The organism is Corynebacterium sp. UD i78 (assembly GCF_056280545.1).
The window spans coordinates 2,166,419-2,183,389 of sequence record NZ_JBWCED010000001.1; the positions used below are offsets into that span (position 1 = coordinate 2,166,419).

Genomic DNA, 16,971 nt, shown 5'->3' on the forward strand with positions numbered 1-16,971 from the left:
CACACGCACACAATCCGACACAGTGAGGTGGTCCTCCGACCGTGACCCTGACGAGCCTCGTCCTCATTCCTGTCATCCTCACCGTTGGCTCTGATCCTCGTCCCCGCCCTGGTCCGTCTCCTCGACCGGGACGCCGGGTGGCCGCTCGCCGCACTGTTCACGGCCCTGGTGGTCTGGATCATCGCCGATCCCGACCTCGCCTCCGGCGTCATCGACGGCCGCACCGTCAGCTGGTCGACCACCTGGTTGCCGGATGTGCTGCCCGGTGGCGGGGACGTATCCCTGGCGCTGCGGCTCGACGGTCTCTCACTGTTCTTCGTGCTCCTGGCCCTGGTCATCGGCGCCGCGGTCTTCGCCTACTCGGCGCGCTACCTGCACCGCACCACCGAGGACCACGGCGACGGCGTCATGAGTTTCTACGTGCTCATGACCGCCTTCATGGCCTCGGTCGTCCTGCTCTTCCTCGCCGACGATGTCACGGTCCTCTTCATCGCCTGGGAGCTCGTGTCCCTGGCGTCCTTCTTCCTCATCGCCCGCGCCGGACGCACCGGCGAACCCGGAGCGATGCGCACGCTGCTGCTCACCTTCACCGGTGGGCTGAGCCTGCTCGTCGCCCTGGGTATCGCGGTCGCGACGACGGGCACCACGAGCCTGTCAGGGATCATCGCCTCGGACGCCTGGGGGGAGGACGCCGTGCGCACCGGCATCGTCGCCGCCCTCATCGCACTGGCCGGTTTCTCGAAGGCCGCCCAGTTCCCCTTCCACGCCTGGCTGCCGGAGGCGATGGCCGCGATCACCCCGGTCTCCGCCTTCCTGCACGCCGCAGCCGTGGTCAAGGCCGGTATCTACCTGCTGATGCGGTTCTCCGGGGCCTTCCACGAGGTCACCGTGTGGAACCTCATGCTCATCATCTCGGGCATGTTCACCGCCGTGATGGCCGCGGTCTTCGCGATCCAGAAGCCGGATCTGAAGAAGCTCACCGCCTATTCCACGGTCTCCCAGCTCGGATGGATTGTCGCCACCATCGGTGTCGGTACCCCGGTCGCGCTCGCCGCGGCAGTGGTCCACACCGCCGCGCACGCCCTTTTCAAGTCTTCCCTGTTCATGATCATCGGTGTCATCGACCACCAGGCCGGCTCCCGTGACCTGCGGGATCTCGGCGTCCTGTGGCGGAAGATGCCGTGGACCTTCAGCGGCGCGGTCGTCGCCGCGGCCTGCATGGCCGGGCTCCCGCCGACCCTCGGCTTCGTCTCGAAGGAGGGCATGCTGGGCGCCTTCGAGGAGGCCCCTGTCGGCACCGCGGGCCAGATCGTCCTGCTCACCGCCGCCGGTATCGGCGCGGTGGCGACCCTGCTGTACTCCGCGAAGTACGTGCTCGGCGCGTTCATCGACGGGCGGCCGCTCGACAGCGACAACCCTGACAGCCCGGACGGCGCCGAACGCGTCCCCTCCCCCTCCACGACTCCCGATGACGAGGTCCGCGAGGCCTCCCCGGTGTTCTGGCTGCCGGCGGTCCTGCCGGCATTCGCCAGCATCCCGGCGGTCTGCGTCCTCGCCTTCTGGGACGACCCGCTCGATGCCGTGGTCTCCGCGACCGGCATGACCGGCGCGGACGCCCACCACTCCCACCTCGCCTTCTGGCACGGCTGGACGGTGCCGCTGGGTATCACCGCCGCAGTCATCGTCGTGGGCGTCGCCCTGCTCTTCGCCCGCCACCGGATCTTCCCCGCGATGGAGCGGCGACACCTGCTGCCGTTCACCGGTGCCGGCTTCATCTCACTGTCGGTGCAGCTCGCCAACCGGTGGGGACGTCTGGCCAACCGGCCGGGCAACTCGCTCAACCCGACCCGCCACCTCATCTGGATCTTCGCGATGGTGCTGCTGCTCGCCGGTGCCGCCTTCCTCGACGAGGAGGGACTGCACCAGCTCGGCAGCCTGCCGCCGCGGGTCGACGGCATCGACCAGATCGGCGACCTCGCCGGCCTGGCGATGGTGATGCTCGTGGTCATCGCGATCATCTCCACCCGCTCCCGGTTCGGCTCGGTGATCCTGGTCGGTATCGCCGGCGCGGCGGTCTCCTGGATCATGCTGACCCTCGGCGCACCGGACGTCGCCCTGACCAACCTCATGGTCGAGTTCGTGGTCACCGTGTTCCTCATGCTCATCGTCCGCCACCAGCCGCGTCTGTACCTGCGGGAAGGTGAGAACCGGGCGAAATTCTCCATCGTCTCCGCGACCATCGTCGGCCTCATCGTCTTCATCGGTTCCTGGCTGCTCATCGGCCGGCACGGTCGACCGGAGCTGGCCATGTGGTACCTGGAGAACGGCCCGGAGGAATCCGGGGCGAACAATATCGTCGCCTCGATCATCGTGGAGTTCCGTGGCTTCGATACTCTCGGCGAGCTCTGCGTCCTCGGTATGGCCGGTATCGTCATCGCCGCGGTCGTCAACTCCGTGCCCCGGTCCCCGGTCCCCGGCTACGGCCCGGGGTCGAGCTCGGAGCTGTTCCGCCGCAAGGGCACCACGAAGTTCCCCGACGTGCACAATGTCCCGGAACTCGCCCCGTTCTACTCCCGCTACCTGCGCAGCACCTACCTGAACTCGGTACTTGGCCGGATGGTGATGTGGCCGATGGCGGTGGTGCTGGTGATCTACTCCGCGGCGGTGTTCTGGCGCGGACACCAGTCCCCCGGCGGCGGCTTCCTCGCCGCCCTGATCCTGGCCCTGGGCATCGTGTTCTGGTACCTGGTGCAGCCGGCGTCCCGCACGGTCGGCGGGAAGAACCTCGGCTACTACATCATCGGGTCGGGCATGCTGCTGGCACTGGGGACCGGCCTGATCGGCTACCTCGCGTCCGACGGCGCCGGATTCCTCACCCCGATCCACGGGCACATCGGCAGCGAGCACGTCACGACCTCCCTGGTCTTCGACGCCGGTGTGTACCTCGCGGTCATCGGCACGGTGATCGTGGTGGTCAACACACTGGGTGGACGCAACCGCCCCGGCGCCGATCCGAGCCGCACCACCAAGGCGGCACCGGTCGAGACCGGCGCCACGGCAGCGCAGCCTGCGGTGTACTCCGTGTCCGAGACCTTCGGAGGGTCGTCGGTGCCGTTGCACCCGGCGGCGGTCCGTAAGGCGCGGGAAGCTGCCGAGAAGGCCGCAGCACATGAACCGTCCGACACATCAGGCACAGCCGACACGACGGAGAAGGAGAAGGACCAGTGATCATCTCAGCTGTCATCGCGATCCTCATCGCCGGTGGTGTGTACCTGGTCATGCAGCGCGGCATGGTGCGCATCATCATCGGCACCACACTGATGAGTCACGGTGTGAACATCCTCCTGCTGGCCGCCGGCATCGGTGCCTGGCGCGCCGACCCGATCGCCGACCGCACCGAGGTCGCCGACGCCGCGGACCCGCTCCCCCAGGCGTTCGTTCTCACGGCCATCGTCATCTCCATGGCCGCGACCGCGGTCATGCTGGCGATGGCCGCCCTCGGCCGCGACGACGACACGACCTCCGCGGAAGACATCGAACGCGCCCAGCGCGAGTTCCGTTCCCTGGAGACACGGGGCCGGGCCGCCCACCACATCGACGAGCAGTCGCCGCAGGCCCGCCGGCGTCGGCTGCGTGAGGAGGAGTACTGATGAACTTCCCCGCGGAGCTCCTCCCGGTCTTCGTCTTCACCCCGCTGATCTCGGCGGGAATCGCGGCGATCCTTCCCTGGTCGACGGTCAGACGTGCCCTCTCCCTGCTTGTCCCGGCCGCCGGTGTGGTCGGCGGTGCGCTCCTGCTCGCCGCGGTCTCCGGCGCCGGTGACGGTGGGGACGCCGGGACCGACGTCCTGTCCACCGGTATCGGACAGTTCGCCGGCGGTGTCGCCATCCCGCTCGCCGCAGACACCCTGTCCGCCCTGATGATCATCACCACCTCGGTCGTCGCCCTGGCGGCCAACTGGTTCGCCGAGGTCGTCGGCGAGAACCGTGCCCGGTTCTTCCCTGCGATGACCCTCATGCTGATGGGCGGCGTGTGGGGCGCGCTGCTCACCGCCGACCTGTTCAACCTCTTCGTGTTCATCGAGATCATGCTGATGCCCTCCTTCGGGCTGCTGACCATGACCGGCACCTGGGCCCGGCTCGCCGCCGGCCGGGCGTTCATCCTGGTCAACCTGGTGACCTCGATGTGTCTGCTGGCCGGTGTCGGCCTGGTGTACGGCGTCATCGGTACCACGAACCTCGCCGCGTTGGCCGGCGCGGCCGGGCCGAGGGCGACGGAGAACGGCTTCGACACGGACGTCTTCGGCACCCAGTGGCAGTTGTGGATGGCTCTCGGCATGGTGTTGCTCGCACTGTGCGTGAAGTCCGGTTCCACCCCGGTGCACAGCTGGCTGCCCCGCTCCTACGGTTCGACCTCCCCGACGGTGATGGCCCTGTTCTCCGGCCTGCACACCAAGGTCGGCGTGTATGCGGTGCTGCGCGTCTACATGACCGTCTTCGACGGCGACCAGCGGTGGGCGCTGACCATTCTCGCCTTCGCCGTCGCCGGCATGCTCATCGGCGGTTTCGCCGGCCTCGGCGAGGCGTCGCTGCGTGGCGTCATCGCCTACCAGATGGTCAACGGTATCCCGTTCATCCTCGTGTCTCTGGCGTTCCTCTCCGGGGACGCCGAGCTGATGCTCTCGGCCGCGATCTTCTACATGCTGCACCACATGATCAGCGCCGCGGGAATGATCCTGTCCGCCGGTGCGATCGAGGAGACCTACGGCACCGGTCGGCTACGCCGGCTGTCCGGCCTGATGCGCCGGGACCCGCTGGTCTCCACCGTCTTCGCCGCCGCGGCCCTGTCGCTGGCCGGACTGCCGCCCTTCTCCGGCCTCTGGGGCAAGCTCATGCTGGTCCTTGGGATCAGCGAAGATTCCGGATGGAAGGTCTGGATCGGACTGGCGGCCGTGGTCGTCGCCTCGGTCGGTGCCCTGCTCAGCCTGCTGTACGCGTGGCGCAAGGTCTTCTGGGGCCGCCCGATGGACCCGCAGGACATGGATCCGACCCTGGCGGTCAGCGGCTCGATGACCCTGCCCTCGGCGGCACTGATGGTGCTGAGCCTGGTGATGTTCCTCGGTGCCGGCCCGGTCTCCGGGTGGACGCGGGACGCCGCCTCAGGTCTCACCGACACCACCGCCTATGTCGAGGCGGTACTCGGCGATCCCGACGAGGCCGTCGGTGTGGTCCTGCCGACCGATGTCCTGATGACGCCCTATGACCCCTCTGACGTCACTGAAGGAGGTGACCGGTGATGGCCCGCCGATCCGTCCGCTCCGTTCTGCGGTCGACTGTGCATGTGGTGTCCTACGGCACCTGGCTGGTCGGTCAGATCATCAAGGAGTCCCTCATCATGGCGAAGGACACCTTCACCACCGGTCGCAACATCGCGCCGGTGATCCTCTACTATCCGCTGCGTGTCACCGACGAACGTGACGTCGCCGCCTTCATCGCGTCGATCACCATGACTCCCGGCACCCTGGCGCTCGGTGTCACCGGGCCGAAGGAAGTCGACGATGACGCGGCCGCAGGCAAGTTCAACCCGCGCGACATCGGTGCAACCGGTCCGAAGGAGTTCCGGACGCACGGTCTGCCCCGGGTGCAGCGCTTCCTCGCCGTCCACGCCATGTACGGTTCCGACCCACAGGAGCTGCTCCACGGGCTGGCCGTGATGGAGGCGAAGATCTCCCCCGAGGTCAAACAGAAGTCCCCGGAGTTCGACGTCGAGCACCTGGTGGAGCGTGGCGTACCCGGTCCGCGTGGTTACCGCGGCACCCACGGTGGTCGTGCCAGCGAGGACAGCGTCTTCGCCGTGGAGAAGGTCGATTCCACACCGCACGCCAATGCGTTCGTCGCCGCGATCATGCGGGCCGAGGACGAGCTCGATGTCGCTGACCTGCCGGACCTGTCGAAGGCCGAGCGGGAGAAGATCGCCCGCGAGCACGCCGAGAAGATGGCGGCCCAGCGCAGGGCCGAGCAGAAGAAGCGCCGGGAGGCCCGCGCCGCGCTCGCGGCGATGGGTGACGAGGACGCCTCGGTCTACGAACGTGCGGCCGAAGGCATCGCCACCGGCCGTCCGGTGAAGGAGACGGAGGAGACCACGGACGCCGCGGCCGCCGACGAGACCGTGTCCACCACCGATACCTCCGGCAGCACCGACGGAGACGCCACGAAGCACCGGAAGATGAAGCGGAAGCACCCGGGGACCCCGGCGAACTCCTCGCTCATCAACGCCTTCGAGGCCCGCGCGAAGCTGCCCCAACCGCGGCTCAACCTCAGTCGGTGGAAGAACGTCCCGACGAAGTCGAAGGACATCAAAGATGCCGGAGGCGCCGGGGATGCCACCGGAGACACGGAAGAGAAGGAGAACGACAAGTGACCCCGACACATCTCCTGTGGATCTTCGCCGGTGTGGCCGGTGCGATAATCGGCGTCTCGCTGCTGGTTGTGCTGTGGCGTGCGGTGACCACCCGCAATGACGCCCGGCGCGCCGTGCTCGCCGACATCATCTACGTGACCGTCATCGCCGGCTTCCTGGTGTACACCCTGTTCCAGCGGTCCGCGATCGTCTACGACGTGGTGCTCATCGCCGGGCTCGGTGGCGCGATCAGCACGATCTCCTTCGCCCGCATCCTGACCCGCGGAAGGCGGTGACCGACATGACCGACATGACCGACATGACCGACATGGCAGACATGAACTCATCCCTGACACTCCTGGCCGCCGAGACCGGGCAGATGCGCGAGTACCACGACCTGACCTGGTGGTCAGCGGTGGTGGTGGGGCTACTGGCCCTGGCCGGTGCCCTGTTCATCCTGGTGTCTGCGGTGGCGATGTACCTCGCGCCGGACGCCCTGAGCCAGGTGAACATGCTGGGCCCGGCGATGGGCATGGGCCTGCCGCTGCTCATCATCTCGCACCTGGTCTACTCGTGGACAACTGAGGGGTTCGCCCTCGGTGAGCTCCTGGAGGCGATAGGGGCGATCGGTGCGCTGCTGGTGGTCCAGGCGGTGGGGTCGTATGTGGTGGGACGCGCCCTGCACGCGACCCACTGGGACCACACGGTGCCGCTCTCCGGCGGCGAACGGGAGCCGGAGAAGGACTGAGGCCTCCTCCACCCACGTCACTCTCCCCGTGCACGCAACTCACCCTCACCAGCAGCCGATCTTCCGGATCAGTCGCTGGTGAGGGTGAGTTGCGTATGCGGGGTGTGCGCGTCAGCTGTTCTTGAGCTCCGTGTAGATCTCCTCGACCCGGTCACGGAGGTTCCCGTCGACACGGCCCCAGTAGACCCAGCACTGGCCCTCGACCTGCTCGGAGACACCCTGCATGGCGCGGGCGATGTTGCCGGCCAGGCGCTCGCGCCCGGCATCGTCGAGGACCTCACGGACCAGCTGCCCGGGCTGCATGAAGTCATCGTCGTCGGGGTGCCGGACGTAGGCCCCGCGAGTGAGGTCGCCACCGTAGTTCTCGTCGAACAGGCCCAGGTCATCGGCCGGGCCGGTGGCGGACTCGGCGCCGCGTCCGAAACCGTACTTCGACTGCCCCGGCTCAGCACCCTGCTCGACCGCGCCGGAACCGTCGTCGACGTCATCGACGCCCTCGGGCCGGTCGTAGCGGTTCGGGGAGTAGGTCGGGGTGCCGGCCGCGGGGAACTCGTAGGCGGCCGCGCCGTCCTTGGCGGTGTAGACATTCTGCTCCGTCACGACAGGGCGGTTCACCGGCAGCTGGGTGTAGTTCACACCGAGGCGGTAGCGCTGCGTGTCGGCGTAGGCGAAGGTGCGGGCCATGAGCATCTTGTCCGGCGAGAAGCCGATACCGGGGACGATGTTCGACGGGGCGAAGGCGGCCTGCTCGATCTGGGCGAAGAAGTTCTGCGGGTTCTCGTTGAGGGTGAAGTGCCCCACCGGGATCAGCGGGTAGTCCTTCTGCGACCAGGTCTTCGTCAGGTCGAAGGGGTTCCAGCGGTACCCCTCGGCCTCGTCGAGCGGCATGATCTGCACCTTGACGTCCCAGGTGGGGTAGTCGCCGCGCTCGATGGCCTCGTAAAGGTCGGAGCGGGTGTGGTCGAAGTCGCCGGACCCGACGAGCTTCCCGGCGTCCTCGTCGGTGAAGTAGTCCCAGCCCTGGCGGGTCTTGAAGTGGTACTTCACCCAGAAGCGCTCACCGGAGGCGTTGATCCACTGGTAGGTGTGCGAGCTGAAGCCGTCCATGTGACGGGCATCGGTCGGGATACCGCGGTCACCCATGAGATAGGTGACCTGGTGGGCGGTCTCCGGGCTGCGGGTCCAGAAGTCCCACTGCATGTCCGCGCTGCGCAGGCCGTTGGTCAGACGCTTCTGCGAGCGGATGAAATCGGGGAACTTCATGCCGTCACGCAGGAAGAACACCGGGGTGTTGTTACCGACGAGGTCGTAGTTTCCCTCGCGGGTGTAGAACTTCAGCGAGAAGCCACGGACGTCGCGGACCGTGTCGGGGAAGCCCTGCTCACCGGCGACGGTCGAGAAACGGGCGAGCATCGGGGTGACACGGCCCGGCTGGAACAGGTCGGCCTTCGTATAGGCGGTGACGTCCTCGGTGATTGTCAGTTCACCGAAGGCGCCGGTGCCCTTGGCATGGACGTTGCGCTCCGGGATGCGCTCCCGGTTGAAGTGGGCGTGCTTCTCGATGAGGTGCGTGTCGGTGAGGGAGATGGGCCCCTGCTCGCCGACGGTCACCGAGTGTTCCTCGGTACGCACCGGTGCGCCGTTGACGTTCGTCGAGTGCCCGGCGTAGGGGCAGACACCGCGGGTTGCGATGTCGGCGGATGTGGGGTCTGTGTGGTCTGCAGTCTGGTCGGTCATGACGCCCTCCAGTAGTCGTGTGGATTCCTCTTCCATCTCCCGTTATACGCCGACTATCAGAGGGGTCAATGAATAAACTATTAACAATAGTGGTTCACTTATCGCAGCACGCCGGATCGCACCCCGGGTGCTAAAGTGACACCTGTGCGAGACCATTTTTCCCGACGCCGCGGTTCGGCGGCGTCCGACCGGACCAGCGCCGACGCCGCTGTCACGGACCTGGCCCTCAAGGCCGGTGCCGGTGACCGACAGGCACTTTCCGAGTTCATCGAGGCGACCCACGACGATGTGTGGCGCCTGCTCGCGCATCTCGCGGACACCGACCGTGCCGATGACCTGACCCAGGAGACCTACCTCCGCGTCCTCGGCGCACTCCCCCGGTTCGCCGCCCGCTCCTCGGCCCGCACCTGGATCCTCTCCCTCGCCCGCCGGGTGTGGGTGGACAGCGTCCGTCACGACATGGCCCGTCCCCGCAAGTCCGTCGAGGAGTGGGAGGACGCCGCGGGCCGGTCCCCGTCCCCCGACACCGCCGGAGACCAGGCATGGGCCGAGCTGGTGGACGCCCGGGCGCTGCTCGACAATCTCGCCCCCGACCGTCGGGAGGCACTGACCCTGACCCAGGTGCTCGGCTACTCCTACGCCGAGGCCGCGGACATCTGCGGTGTGCGCGTCGGCACGATCCGTTCCCGCGTCGCCCGGGCCCGTGCCGACCTGCTCGAGGCGCAGAAAGCCGCCGCGATCACCGGCGATGACCGGCAGAACCCCGGCAGCGGATCAGGCCACCTGCGGCTCGCCTGACCGGACCGGCCGGGACGGTCGGCCAGCCCCGCTACCGGTGCAGCGAGCGGTAGAAGACGATGCCGTTGCCCTCATTGTCGTAGACCACGGCGCGGCGCTCATGGGCGTCGTCGTGCGCCTCCTGGACGACCGCACCGCCGTTGGCGTCCACGAGTGCGGCGTCCCGGTCCGGATCATCGGACTTCACGCCGACGACAACCTTGCCCGGGATCGGGTGGTCGATCGGGGTGCACAGCGCAAGGGTGACCTGACCGGCGTCGAGGGCGGCGAAGTGGGAGCCGTCGCGGAACTTCAGCGGGAAACCGAGGACCTCGGTGTAGAAGGTCACCGAAGCGTCGATGTTCTCGGTGGACAGGAAGATGAACTTCAGTTCGCGGGCGGGACCGGTGGATTCGGTCGCGTTGTCGGCCATGGTGTTCTCCTGACTGGTGATGGCGTTACTGACCACTCCGACGCTACTCCGCCGATGGCCTCCACCACCGCGTCAGTGAAGCGACGACTGCCCGTCACACCAGGTCCGGTAGCCGCCCGTGAGGTTGTACACCGGACCGAACCCTTCGCCACGCAGCAGGGATTCCGCGACGTGCCCGCGCTGACCGACCTGACAGAACACCACCAGTGGCCGCTGGGTACCTGCACCGGAAGTCCCGGCACACAGGTCACGCACCTCTGCCAGCCGGTCACGCAGGTCGTCGAGCGGCACATTCACCGCTCCCGACAGTGAACCGCCGGCGAACTCCGCCGGACTGCGCACGTCGAGCAGGACCGCGTCGGGAATGTCACCGATCGAGGACCAGGTGACCAGGTCAGTCCGACCGGTGCGCAGGTTGTCGGCGACGTAGCCGAGCATGTTCACCGGATCCTTCGCGGAGCCGAACTGCGGGGCGTAGGCCAGCTCCAGGTCGAGCAGCTCCGAGGCGCGCCGGCCGGACTGCATGGCGGTGGCGATGATGTCGATGCGCTTGTCCACGCCGTGCCCGCCGACGACCTGGGCGCCGAGGATGCGGTCACGCAGGTCCTCACCGCGGAAGTCACCGGTTCCGACCAGTAGTTTCATCGACAGGGTCGCTGCTCCCGGGTAATAGCCGGCATGGTCCGCGGGGTGGGTGGCGATGGCCTGGTGGGGAACACCGGCGGCGATGAGTCGCTTCTCCGACCACCCGGTGGACGCGACCTGCAGCCCGAAGACACCCATGACGGAGGTGCCGTAGGTGGCTGGCAAGGTCATCTCGTCACCGGCGATGATGTCGGCGACCAGGCGTCCGTCCCGGTTCGCGGTCTGCGCCAGCGGCACGACGACCGGGTCACCGGTGAGGAAGTCGGGGGTGGCGGTGGCATCCCCGACGGCGAAGATGTCGGGATCAGAGGTCCGCCAGGTCCGGTCGACGACCAGGGCACCGTCGGCCAGGACCTCCAGGCCGGCGTCGGCGGCGAACCCGGTGGCCGGGCGGACGCCGGCGGCCGTGATCACCAGGTCCGCGGGCAGGTCCGTGCCGTCGGAGAGCGTCACGGAGTCCTCCCCGACGGCGGTCACGCCGGTACCGGTGAGGACGCGGACGCCGCGGTCGACGAGGCGCTGTTCGACGACTGCGGCGATCTCCGGGTCGAGCGGCCCCATGATCTGCGGACCGTATTCGACGACGGTGACCTTCAGTCCACGGTGGGCGAGGTTCTCGGCGACTTCGATGCCGATGAACCCGCCGCCGACGATGACGCCAGGGACCCCGGGGGCGAGCCCGGCGACGGCGTCGTGGATCCGGTCGGTGTCCTCCACGGTGCGCAGTGACAGGGCGCGTCCGATACCGGGGACGGACAGTTCCACGGGGGACGCCCCGGGCGAGAGCACGAGACGGTCGTAACGGATACGGCGGGTTGCACCGGTGGTCAGGTCGGTGACGTCGAGTGCGTGTGCCTCCCGGTCGATGGCGGTGACCTCGGTGTTGACGTGCACGTCGAGACGGAAACGTTCATGGAGGGACGCCGGGGTCTGCAGCAGCAGCTTCTCGCGCCCCTCGATGACACCGCCGATGTAGTACGGCAGGCCGCAGTTGGCGAAGGAGACGTGTCCGGACTTCTCGAGAACGGTGATCCGGGCGTGTTCGTCACGACGGCGCAGCCGGGTGGCGGTGGACATACCGCCGGCGACGCCGCCGACGATGACGGTGTGGAGTGATTCAGCCATATCCTGACTATACCCCCTGGGGTATACGTCTAGCGGTTCCCCTCGCGATTTCGGACCCCCGCCACCCCCGCGGGTAGGCTGACCTCCATGGCTGAACCGGCGGCACCGAATCCCCACCGCGCACTGCTCGTCCTCTCCTTCGGCGGACCCGAGAAGAACGAGGACGTCATCCCGTTCCTCGAGAACGTGACCCGCGGACGCGGCATCCCCCGTGAGCGCCTCGCCGAGGTGGGCGAGCACTACTTCGCGATGGACGGCAAGAGCCCCATCACCGACCAGAACCGGCACATCATCGCCGACCTGGAGGCACTCATCGCCGAGCGCGTCGCCCCGACGGGCATCGACCTGCCGGTCTACTTCGGCAACCGGAACTGGCACCCCTTCGTCGAGGACACGGTCGCCCAGATGGCCCGCGACGGTATCACCGAAGCCCTCGTCCTCGCGACCTCCGCCTGGGGTGGCTACTCCGGACACGTCCAGTACCTGGAGGACATCGACCGGGCCGAGGAGTCCTGCCGCGACGCGGGCCTCAATCCCCCGGCGATGACCAAGATCCGCCCCTTCCACAACCACCCGCTGTTCGTCTCCACCTTCGCCCGGCTCGTCGACGAGACCCGCGCGGCCATGCCCGCTCACCAGCAGAAGGACGCCAGGCTGCTCTTCGCGGCACACTCCATCCCGGTCAGCGCCGACGAGACCTCCTCGGCGGACACCACCCACCGCTACTCCGGTCAGGTGCTCACCGCGGCCCGCGAGATCCGGGAGCGGTCCGGCTTCGCCGTCGACGGTGCCGAGGGGGCGGACGTGGAACTCGTGTGGCAGTCCCGCTCCGGCCCGCCGCACATCCCGTGGCTCGAGCCGGACATCTGTGACTACCTGGAAGCCACAGTCGCCGGTGAAGGCATGGCGGACTTCTCCGGATCACTCACCGGCGGGACCACCCCCGGCGGCGACCGGCGTCCTGTCCTGCTGTGCCCGGTCGGGTTCATCACCGACCACATGGAGGTCATCTGGGACCTCGACACCGAAGCCCGTGACACCGCCGCCGAACTGGGCGTCCCCCTGGTGCGCGTCCCCACCCCGGGCTTCGAGCCGGAGTTCCCCCGGATGATCCTCGACCTGGTCCACGAGCACTGGCCGGACGTTCCCGGCGAGGACGCCTGACCTCCGGTAGGTCGCAGTACGTCCTGGTACGTCCTGGTACGTCCTAGTACGTCGTGTTGGCGATGTAGAGATCGCACCTCGCACCGGAAGCGACCTTGCGCGCCACACTGCCCAGCACCCGGGACACGCCCTTGATGTTCTTGTTGCCGACCACGATCACGTCGGCGTCCAGTTCCCCGGCCTTGCGCAGCAGGGCCTCGGCCGGTGCGCCCGGGACAGCCGAGACGTCGATGGTCAGGCCGGGGTGCGACTCGCGGAGGATCGCCGCCACCGACTCCGCAACCTGCTCGGAGGCTTTCGCCACGCCTTCGATGAGCTTCCTGAACTCCGCCTTGCTCGTCCGCCCGGAGCTGTGGCTCCGGATAGTACTGAGCGCGTCGGTACTGCTGGTGCTGTAGGCACTGCAGATGTGCAGCACTGCACCGGAGTTCTCGGCGAGCTCCGCAGCCTTCGCCGCCGCCCGGAACGCGGTCTGGCTCGCATCCACCCCGGTCACCACAGTTCTGGTCATAGTCCACCTTCCGGTTCGGACGGTCGGGGCACCGTACCCCGGTCACTCTGCCGTCCAACGCCGTCCAACGCCGTCCAACGCCGTCCGACGCCGTCAGACGGCCATGACCCCGCATTCCACATCCTCGTGATGTGTGATCACAAAACTACCGACGGAGGGATCGGCGCACAACCCCGGTCGTGGATCACACGTCCCGGGACGGCCGTTCGGGCAGACGGAGCCGACCGGGTCCTAGTACGAGGTGTTGGCGATGTAGAGGTCGCACTTCGCTCCGGAGGCGACCTTGCGCGCCACACTGCCCAGCACCCGGGACACGCCCTTGATGTTCTTGTTGCCCACCACGATGACGTCCGCGTTCAACTGCTCCGCCTTGTAGAGCAGCACGTCGGACGGGGTACCGGCCATCGACGAGACCTCGATCGTCAGATCCGGGTGCGACTGGCGCAGGATCTCCGCCACGGATCCTGCGACGCGTTCGGATGCCTCGGCGACCCCGTCGATGAGCTTCTGAAACTCCGCGGAGATCACCCGGTTCGAGTTCTGTGCGCTCTGCGCCTCGCTGAGGGCATCGGAGCTGGCACTGCTGTAGGCGGTGCAGATGTGGAGCACCGCTCCGGAATCGGCGGCAAGCCGGGCAGCCTTCTGCGCGGCCTTGAACGCGGTCTCGCTCGCGTCCACTCCGGTCACGATCATCCTGGTCATGGTTCGCCTTTCGGGGGTCGAGGTCATCGAAGTCACCGCAGCGGACCCCGTGGTGCGGGACCCCGGCTGCCATGATGTGCAGTTCCGAAACTACAAGGGTGCGCATACCCCCGCCAAGCGCTGACGCCGTGTCCCCGGACACAGCTGAGTCAGGCCCCCGGCGGGCCGGCAGCCCGGCGGCGGCCCGGCGGCACAAGGGATCGGATCCCCGCCAACGACCCGAGGGGTTGGTCTGGCAGTGTCAGACCAACCCCTCGGGTCGTACCTGGCCCACGGAGGGCCGGATCCAGGAACTAGACCAGCAGCTCCGCGATCTGGATCGTGTTGAGTGCGGCACCCTTGCGCAGGTTGTCACCGGCGACGACGAGCACCAGGCCCTTGTTGTCGTCCACCGACTGGTCCTGGCGGATGCGTCCGACGAGAGACTCGTCCACACCGGCGGCGGCGAGCGGGGTCGGCACGTCGACGACCTTCACACCCGGCGTCCCCTCGAGCAGTGCCTTCGCCTCGTCAGGGGTGATCGACTCGGCGAACTCGACGTGGACGGTCATGGTGTGGCCGGTGAAGACCGGGACACGCACGCAGGTACCGGCGACGCGCAGGTCCGGGATGTGCAGGATCTTGCGCGACTCATTGCGCAGCTTCTGCTCCTCGTCGGTCTCCAGGGAGCCGTCGTCGACTAGGTTGCCGGCCATCGGCAGCGCATTGAAGGCGATCGGTGCGACGTACGGACCGAAGTCCCCGGCGACCAGGGCGGAGCCGTCGGTGGCGAGCTTCTCCAGGTTGCCCACGTTGTCACGGACCTGCTCGGACAGTGCCTTCACGCCGGCCAGACCGGAACCGGAGACGGCCTGGTAGCTGGAGACGTGCAGGCGGGTCACACCGGCCTTCGCGTGCAGCGCACCGATGACCGGCATGGCGGCCATGGTGGTGCAGTTCGGGTTGGCGATGATGCCCTTGGGCACGTCCCGGGCATCGTCCGGGTTGACCTCGGAGACGATGAGCGGGACCTCGGGGTCCTTGCGCCAGGCCGAGGAGTTGTCGACGACGGTCGCACCGGCCTCGGCGAACCGCGGGGCGTGCTCACGGGAGGTGCCGCCACCGGCGGAGAACAGGGCGATGTCGATGCCCTTGAGCTCCTCGGTAGGGGTCGCGGCGACGTCCTCCACGACGATCTTCTCGCCGCGGAACCCGATCTCGGAACCGGCGGAGCGGGCCGAGGCGAAGAAGCGGACCTTGTCGGCGGGGAAGTTCCGCTCGACGAGGATGGATCGCATGACGCGGCCGACCTGTCCGGTCGCACCGACGACGGCGAGAGTGGTCATGGGTGATGTGCCTTTCTGGGTGTTACCGGCCGGTACCGGCGTAGACGACAGCCTCGGTCTCGCCGCCGAGCTGGAAGCGCTCGTGGAGGGCGGCGACGGCCTTGTCGAGGTCGGTGTCGCGGATGAGGACGGAGATGCGGATCTCGGAGGTGGAGATCAGCTCGATGTTGATGCCGACGTCACGCAGCGCCTCGCAGAAGTCCGCGGTGACGCCCGGGTGGGACTTCATGCCGGCGCCGACGAGGGAGACCTTGCCGATCTGGTCGTCGAAGAGGATCGACCCGAACTTCTGGTCGACCTCCGGCCCCTGGAGGCCCTTGAGCAGCTCGACGGCACGCGGGGCGTCCTCGCGGGGGCAGGTGAAGGTGATGTCGGTGAGGTTGTCGTTCACGGTCGAGATGTTCTGCAGGACCATGTCGATGTTGATCTCGGCGTCCGCCAGGGTGCGGAAGACCCGTGCGGCCTCACCTGGCTTGTCGGGGATGCCGAGGACAGTGACCTTGGCCTCGGAACGGTCATGGGCGACACCGGTCAGGACTGCTTCTTCCACAGGAATATCCTCCACAGAGCCGGACACGATGGTGCCGGTCTCGTTGCTGAATGACGAACGGACGTGAATCGGGACATTGAAGGCGCGGGCGTACTCCACGCACCGGAGCATGAGGATCTTGGCGCCGACGGCGGCCATCTCGAGCATCTCCTCGAAGGAGATGTGGTCGAGCTTCTGAGCGTTCGGCACGATCCGGGGGTCGGCGGTGTAGACGCCGTCGACATCGGAGTAGATCTCGCAGACATCGGCCTTGAGCGCCGCGGCGAGTGCGACGGCGGTGGTGTCCGACCCACCGCGTCCCAGGGTGGTGATGTCCTTGGTCTCCCGGTTCACACCCTGGAAGCCGGCGACGAGGCAGATCTTGCCCTCGTCGAGGGCCTCGCGGACCCGCCCCGGGGTGACGTCCACGATGCGGGCGTTGCCGTGCCGCTCCGTGGTGATGACGCCGGCCTGGGAGCCGGTGAAGGACTGTGCCTCAGCACCGAAGGAGTCGATCGCCATGGCGACCAGGGCGTTGGAGATACGCTCACCGGCGGTGAGGAGCATGTCCATCTCGCGTGCCGGCGGCACCGGGTTGACCTGGTTGGCGAGGTCGAGGAATTCGTCGGTGGTGTCACCCATCGCCGAGCAGACGACGACGACGTCGTTGCCCGCCTTCTTGGTCTCCACGATGCGCTGGGCGACCCGTCGGATGCGCTCGGCGCTCTCCAGGGATGAACCACCGTACTTCTGGACGATCAGGGCCACTGTCGATTACTCCGTCTACTGCTGCGGGTGTGAACTTTCAGACCTGCCCAGCGTACCTGACCAGGTAAGGCTGTGGAAGCACGGGGACCGCCAGACCCTGGCCCGACC

At 67.8% G+C, this 16,971-nt stretch carries 16 protein-coding genes; 9 read left to right on the top strand and 7 right to left on the bottom strand.

The window, feature by feature from the left end; translation table 11 throughout:
• Nucleotides 1-84: 84 nt before the first annotated feature.
• Genes ACZ9GM_RS10210 through ACZ9GM_RS10235 form a run of 6 tightly spaced genes read left to right on the top strand, consistent with a single transcriptional unit; the run spans nucleotide 85 to nucleotide 7,147 of the window.
• Nucleotides 85-3,228 carry a DUF4040 family protein gene (locus ACZ9GM_RS10210; protein WP_476037770.1) on the top strand — a complete coding sequence of 1,048 codons (3,144 nt, stop codon included), beginning with the start codon at nucleotides 85-87 and terminating at the stop codon, nucleotides 3,226-3,228.
• The gene (locus ACZ9GM_RS10215; RefSeq protein WP_291474711.1) at nucleotides 3,225-3,650 is read left to right on the top strand and encodes a cation:proton antiporter subunit C; all 426 of its coding nucleotides are present in this window, start codon (nucleotides 3,225-3,227) and stop codon (nucleotides 3,648-3,650) included. Before ACZ9GM_RS10210 ends, ACZ9GM_RS10215 begins: the two co-directional genes overlap by 4 nt.
• A complete protein-coding gene (locus ACZ9GM_RS10220) occupies nucleotides 3,650-5,296 on the top strand; it encodes a monovalent cation/H+ antiporter subunit D family protein (RefSeq protein WP_291474710.1) in 1,647 nt (548 codons plus the stop codon). The genes ACZ9GM_RS10215 and ACZ9GM_RS10220 overlap by 1 nt, the downstream gene beginning before the upstream one ends.
• Complete coding sequence (locus tag ACZ9GM_RS10225) at nucleotides 5,296-6,420, top strand: Na+/H+ antiporter subunit E (RefSeq protein ID WP_476037771.1); 1,125 nt, start codon at nucleotides 5,296-5,298, stop codon at nucleotides 6,418-6,420. Before ACZ9GM_RS10220 ends, ACZ9GM_RS10225 begins: the two co-directional genes overlap by 1 nt.
• Nucleotides 6,417-6,695, top strand: a complete 279-nt coding sequence (locus ACZ9GM_RS10230) for a monovalent cation/H+ antiporter complex subunit F (protein ID WP_291474708.1) — start codon at nucleotides 6,417-6,419, stop codon at nucleotides 6,693-6,695. The genes ACZ9GM_RS10225 and ACZ9GM_RS10230 overlap by 4 nt, the downstream gene beginning before the upstream one ends.
• A gap of 5 nt (nucleotides 6,696-6,700) precedes the next feature.
• Nucleotides 6,701-7,147: a Na+/H+ antiporter subunit G gene (locus ACZ9GM_RS10235; protein ID WP_476037772.1), complete on the top strand. Its 447-nt coding sequence runs from the start codon at nucleotides 6,701-6,703 to the stop codon at nucleotides 7,145-7,147.
• A gap of 111 nt (nucleotides 7,148-7,258) precedes the next feature.
• Here the strand turns inward: ACZ9GM_RS10235 and ACZ9GM_RS10240 are convergent, their stop codons facing one another.
• Complete coding sequence (locus ACZ9GM_RS10240) at nucleotides 7,259-8,884, bottom strand: catalase (protein ID WP_476037773.1); 1,626 nt, start codon at nucleotides 8,882-8,884, stop codon at nucleotides 7,259-7,261.
• A gap of 144 nt (nucleotides 8,885-9,028) precedes the next feature.
• On the opposite strand from ACZ9GM_RS10240, the gene ACZ9GM_RS10245 reads away from it, so the two are divergent.
• Nucleotides 9,029-9,682 carry an RNA polymerase sigma factor gene (locus ACZ9GM_RS10245; protein WP_291474706.1) on the top strand — a complete coding sequence of 218 codons (654 nt, stop codon included), beginning with the start codon at nucleotides 9,029-9,031 and terminating at the stop codon, nucleotides 9,680-9,682.
• A 31-nt stretch (nucleotides 9,683-9,713) separates the two neighbouring features.
• On the opposite strand, the gene ACZ9GM_RS10250 is transcribed toward ACZ9GM_RS10245, so the two are convergent.
• Together ACZ9GM_RS10250 and ACZ9GM_RS10255 are read right to left on the bottom strand one after the other, a co-directional pair.
• Nucleotides 9,714-10,094 carry a VOC family protein gene (locus tag ACZ9GM_RS10250; protein WP_476037774.1) on the bottom strand — a complete coding sequence of 127 codons (381 nt, stop codon included), beginning with the start codon at nucleotides 10,092-10,094 and terminating at the stop codon, nucleotides 9,714-9,716.
• Between the two features lie 72 nt (nucleotides 10,095-10,166).
• On the bottom strand, nucleotides 10,167-11,864 hold the full coding sequence (locus tag ACZ9GM_RS10255; RefSeq protein ID WP_476037775.1) for an FAD-dependent oxidoreductase: 1,698 nt from the start codon (nucleotides 11,862-11,864) through the stop codon (nucleotides 10,167-10,169).
• Nucleotides 11,865-11,951: 87 nt separating this feature from the next.
• On the opposite strand from ACZ9GM_RS10255, the gene ACZ9GM_RS10260 reads away from it, so the two are divergent.
• A complete protein-coding gene (locus ACZ9GM_RS10260) occupies nucleotides 11,952-13,028 on the top strand; it encodes a ferrochelatase (protein ID WP_476037776.1) in 1,077 nt (358 codons plus the stop codon).
• Between the two features lie 43 nt (nucleotides 13,029-13,071).
• Here the strand turns inward: ACZ9GM_RS10260 and ACZ9GM_RS10265 are convergent, their stop codons facing one another.
• Together ACZ9GM_RS10265 and ACZ9GM_RS10270 are read right to left on the bottom strand one after the other, a co-directional pair.
• Nucleotides 13,072-13,539 (bottom strand): universal stress protein, encoded by a 468-nt coding sequence (locus tag ACZ9GM_RS10265; RefSeq protein ID WP_476037777.1) that lies wholly within the window; start codon nucleotides 13,537-13,539, stop codon nucleotides 13,072-13,074.
• Between the two features lie 231 nt (nucleotides 13,540-13,770).
• Entirely contained in the window at nucleotides 13,771-14,241 is a 471-nt protein-coding gene (locus tag ACZ9GM_RS10270; protein ID WP_476037778.1) for a universal stress protein, read from the bottom strand.
• Here ACZ9GM_RS10270 and ACZ9GM_RS10275 point away from each other — a divergent pair.
• The gene (locus ACZ9GM_RS10275; protein ID WP_291474699.1) at nucleotides 14,240-14,365 is read left to right on the top strand and encodes a hypothetical protein; all 126 of its coding nucleotides are present in this window, start codon (nucleotides 14,240-14,242) and stop codon (nucleotides 14,363-14,365) included. The genes ACZ9GM_RS10270 and ACZ9GM_RS10275 overlap by 2 nt on opposite strands.
• Before the next feature lie 169 nt (nucleotides 14,366-14,534).
• Here ACZ9GM_RS10275 and ACZ9GM_RS10280 read toward each other — a convergent pair whose 3' ends face one another.
• Together ACZ9GM_RS10280 and ACZ9GM_RS10285 are read right to left on the bottom strand one after the other, a co-directional pair.
• Nucleotides 14,535-15,566: an aspartate-semialdehyde dehydrogenase gene (locus ACZ9GM_RS10280; RefSeq protein ID WP_291474697.1), complete on the bottom strand. Its 1,032-nt coding sequence runs from the start codon at nucleotides 15,564-15,566 to the stop codon at nucleotides 14,535-14,537.
• A 22-nt stretch (nucleotides 15,567-15,588) separates the two neighbouring features.
• Complete coding sequence (locus ACZ9GM_RS10285; protein ID WP_291474696.1) at nucleotides 15,589-16,863, bottom strand: aspartate kinase; 1,275 nt, start codon at nucleotides 16,861-16,863, stop codon at nucleotides 15,589-15,591.
• Nucleotides 16,864-16,971: the final 108 nt, after the last annotated feature.

What these genes read in the sequence shown, in the direction of transcription:
- ACZ9GM_RS10240 (WP_476037773.1), bottom strand. Translation starts at nt 8,884, where the DNA reads ATGACCGACCAGACTGCAGACCACACAGACCCCACATCCGCCGACATC.
- ACZ9GM_RS10250 (WP_476037774.1), bottom strand. Translation starts at nt 10,094, where the DNA reads ATGGCCGACAACGCGACCGAATCCACCGGTCCCGCCCGCGAACTGAAG.
- ACZ9GM_RS10260 (WP_476037776.1), top strand. Translation starts at nt 11,952, where the DNA reads ATGGCTGAACCGGCGGCACCGAATCCCCACCGCGCACTGCTCGTCCTC.
- ACZ9GM_RS10220 (WP_291474710.1), top strand. Translation starts at nt 3,650, where the DNA reads ATGAACTTCCCCGCGGAGCTCCTCCCGGTCTTCGTCTTCACCCCGCTG.
- ACZ9GM_RS10255 (WP_476037775.1), bottom strand. Translation starts at nt 11,864, where the DNA reads ATGGCTGAATCACTCCACACCGTCATCGTCGGCGGCGTCGCCGGCGGT.
- ACZ9GM_RS10270 (WP_476037778.1), bottom strand. Translation starts at nt 14,241, where the DNA reads ATGACCAGGATGATCGTGACCGGAGTGGACGCGAGCGAGACCGCGTTC.
- ACZ9GM_RS10275 (WP_291474699.1), top strand. Translation starts at nt 14,240, where the DNA reads ATGGTTCGCCTTTCGGGGGTCGAGGTCATCGAAGTCACCGCAGCGGAC.
- ACZ9GM_RS10235 (WP_476037772.1), top strand. Translation starts at nt 6,701, where the DNA reads ATGACCGACATGACCGACATGACCGACATGGCAGACATGAACTCATCC.
- ACZ9GM_RS10225 (WP_476037771.1), top strand. Translation starts at nt 5,296, where the DNA reads ATGGCCCGCCGATCCGTCCGCTCCGTTCTGCGGTCGACTGTGCATGTG.
- ACZ9GM_RS10265 (WP_476037777.1), bottom strand. Translation starts at nt 13,539, where the DNA reads ATGACCAGAACTGTGGTGACCGGGGTGGATGCGAGCCAGACCGCGTTC.
- ACZ9GM_RS10280 (WP_291474697.1), bottom strand. Translation starts at nt 15,566, where the DNA reads ATGACCACTCTCGCCGTCGTCGGTGCGACCGGACAGGTCGGCCGCGTC.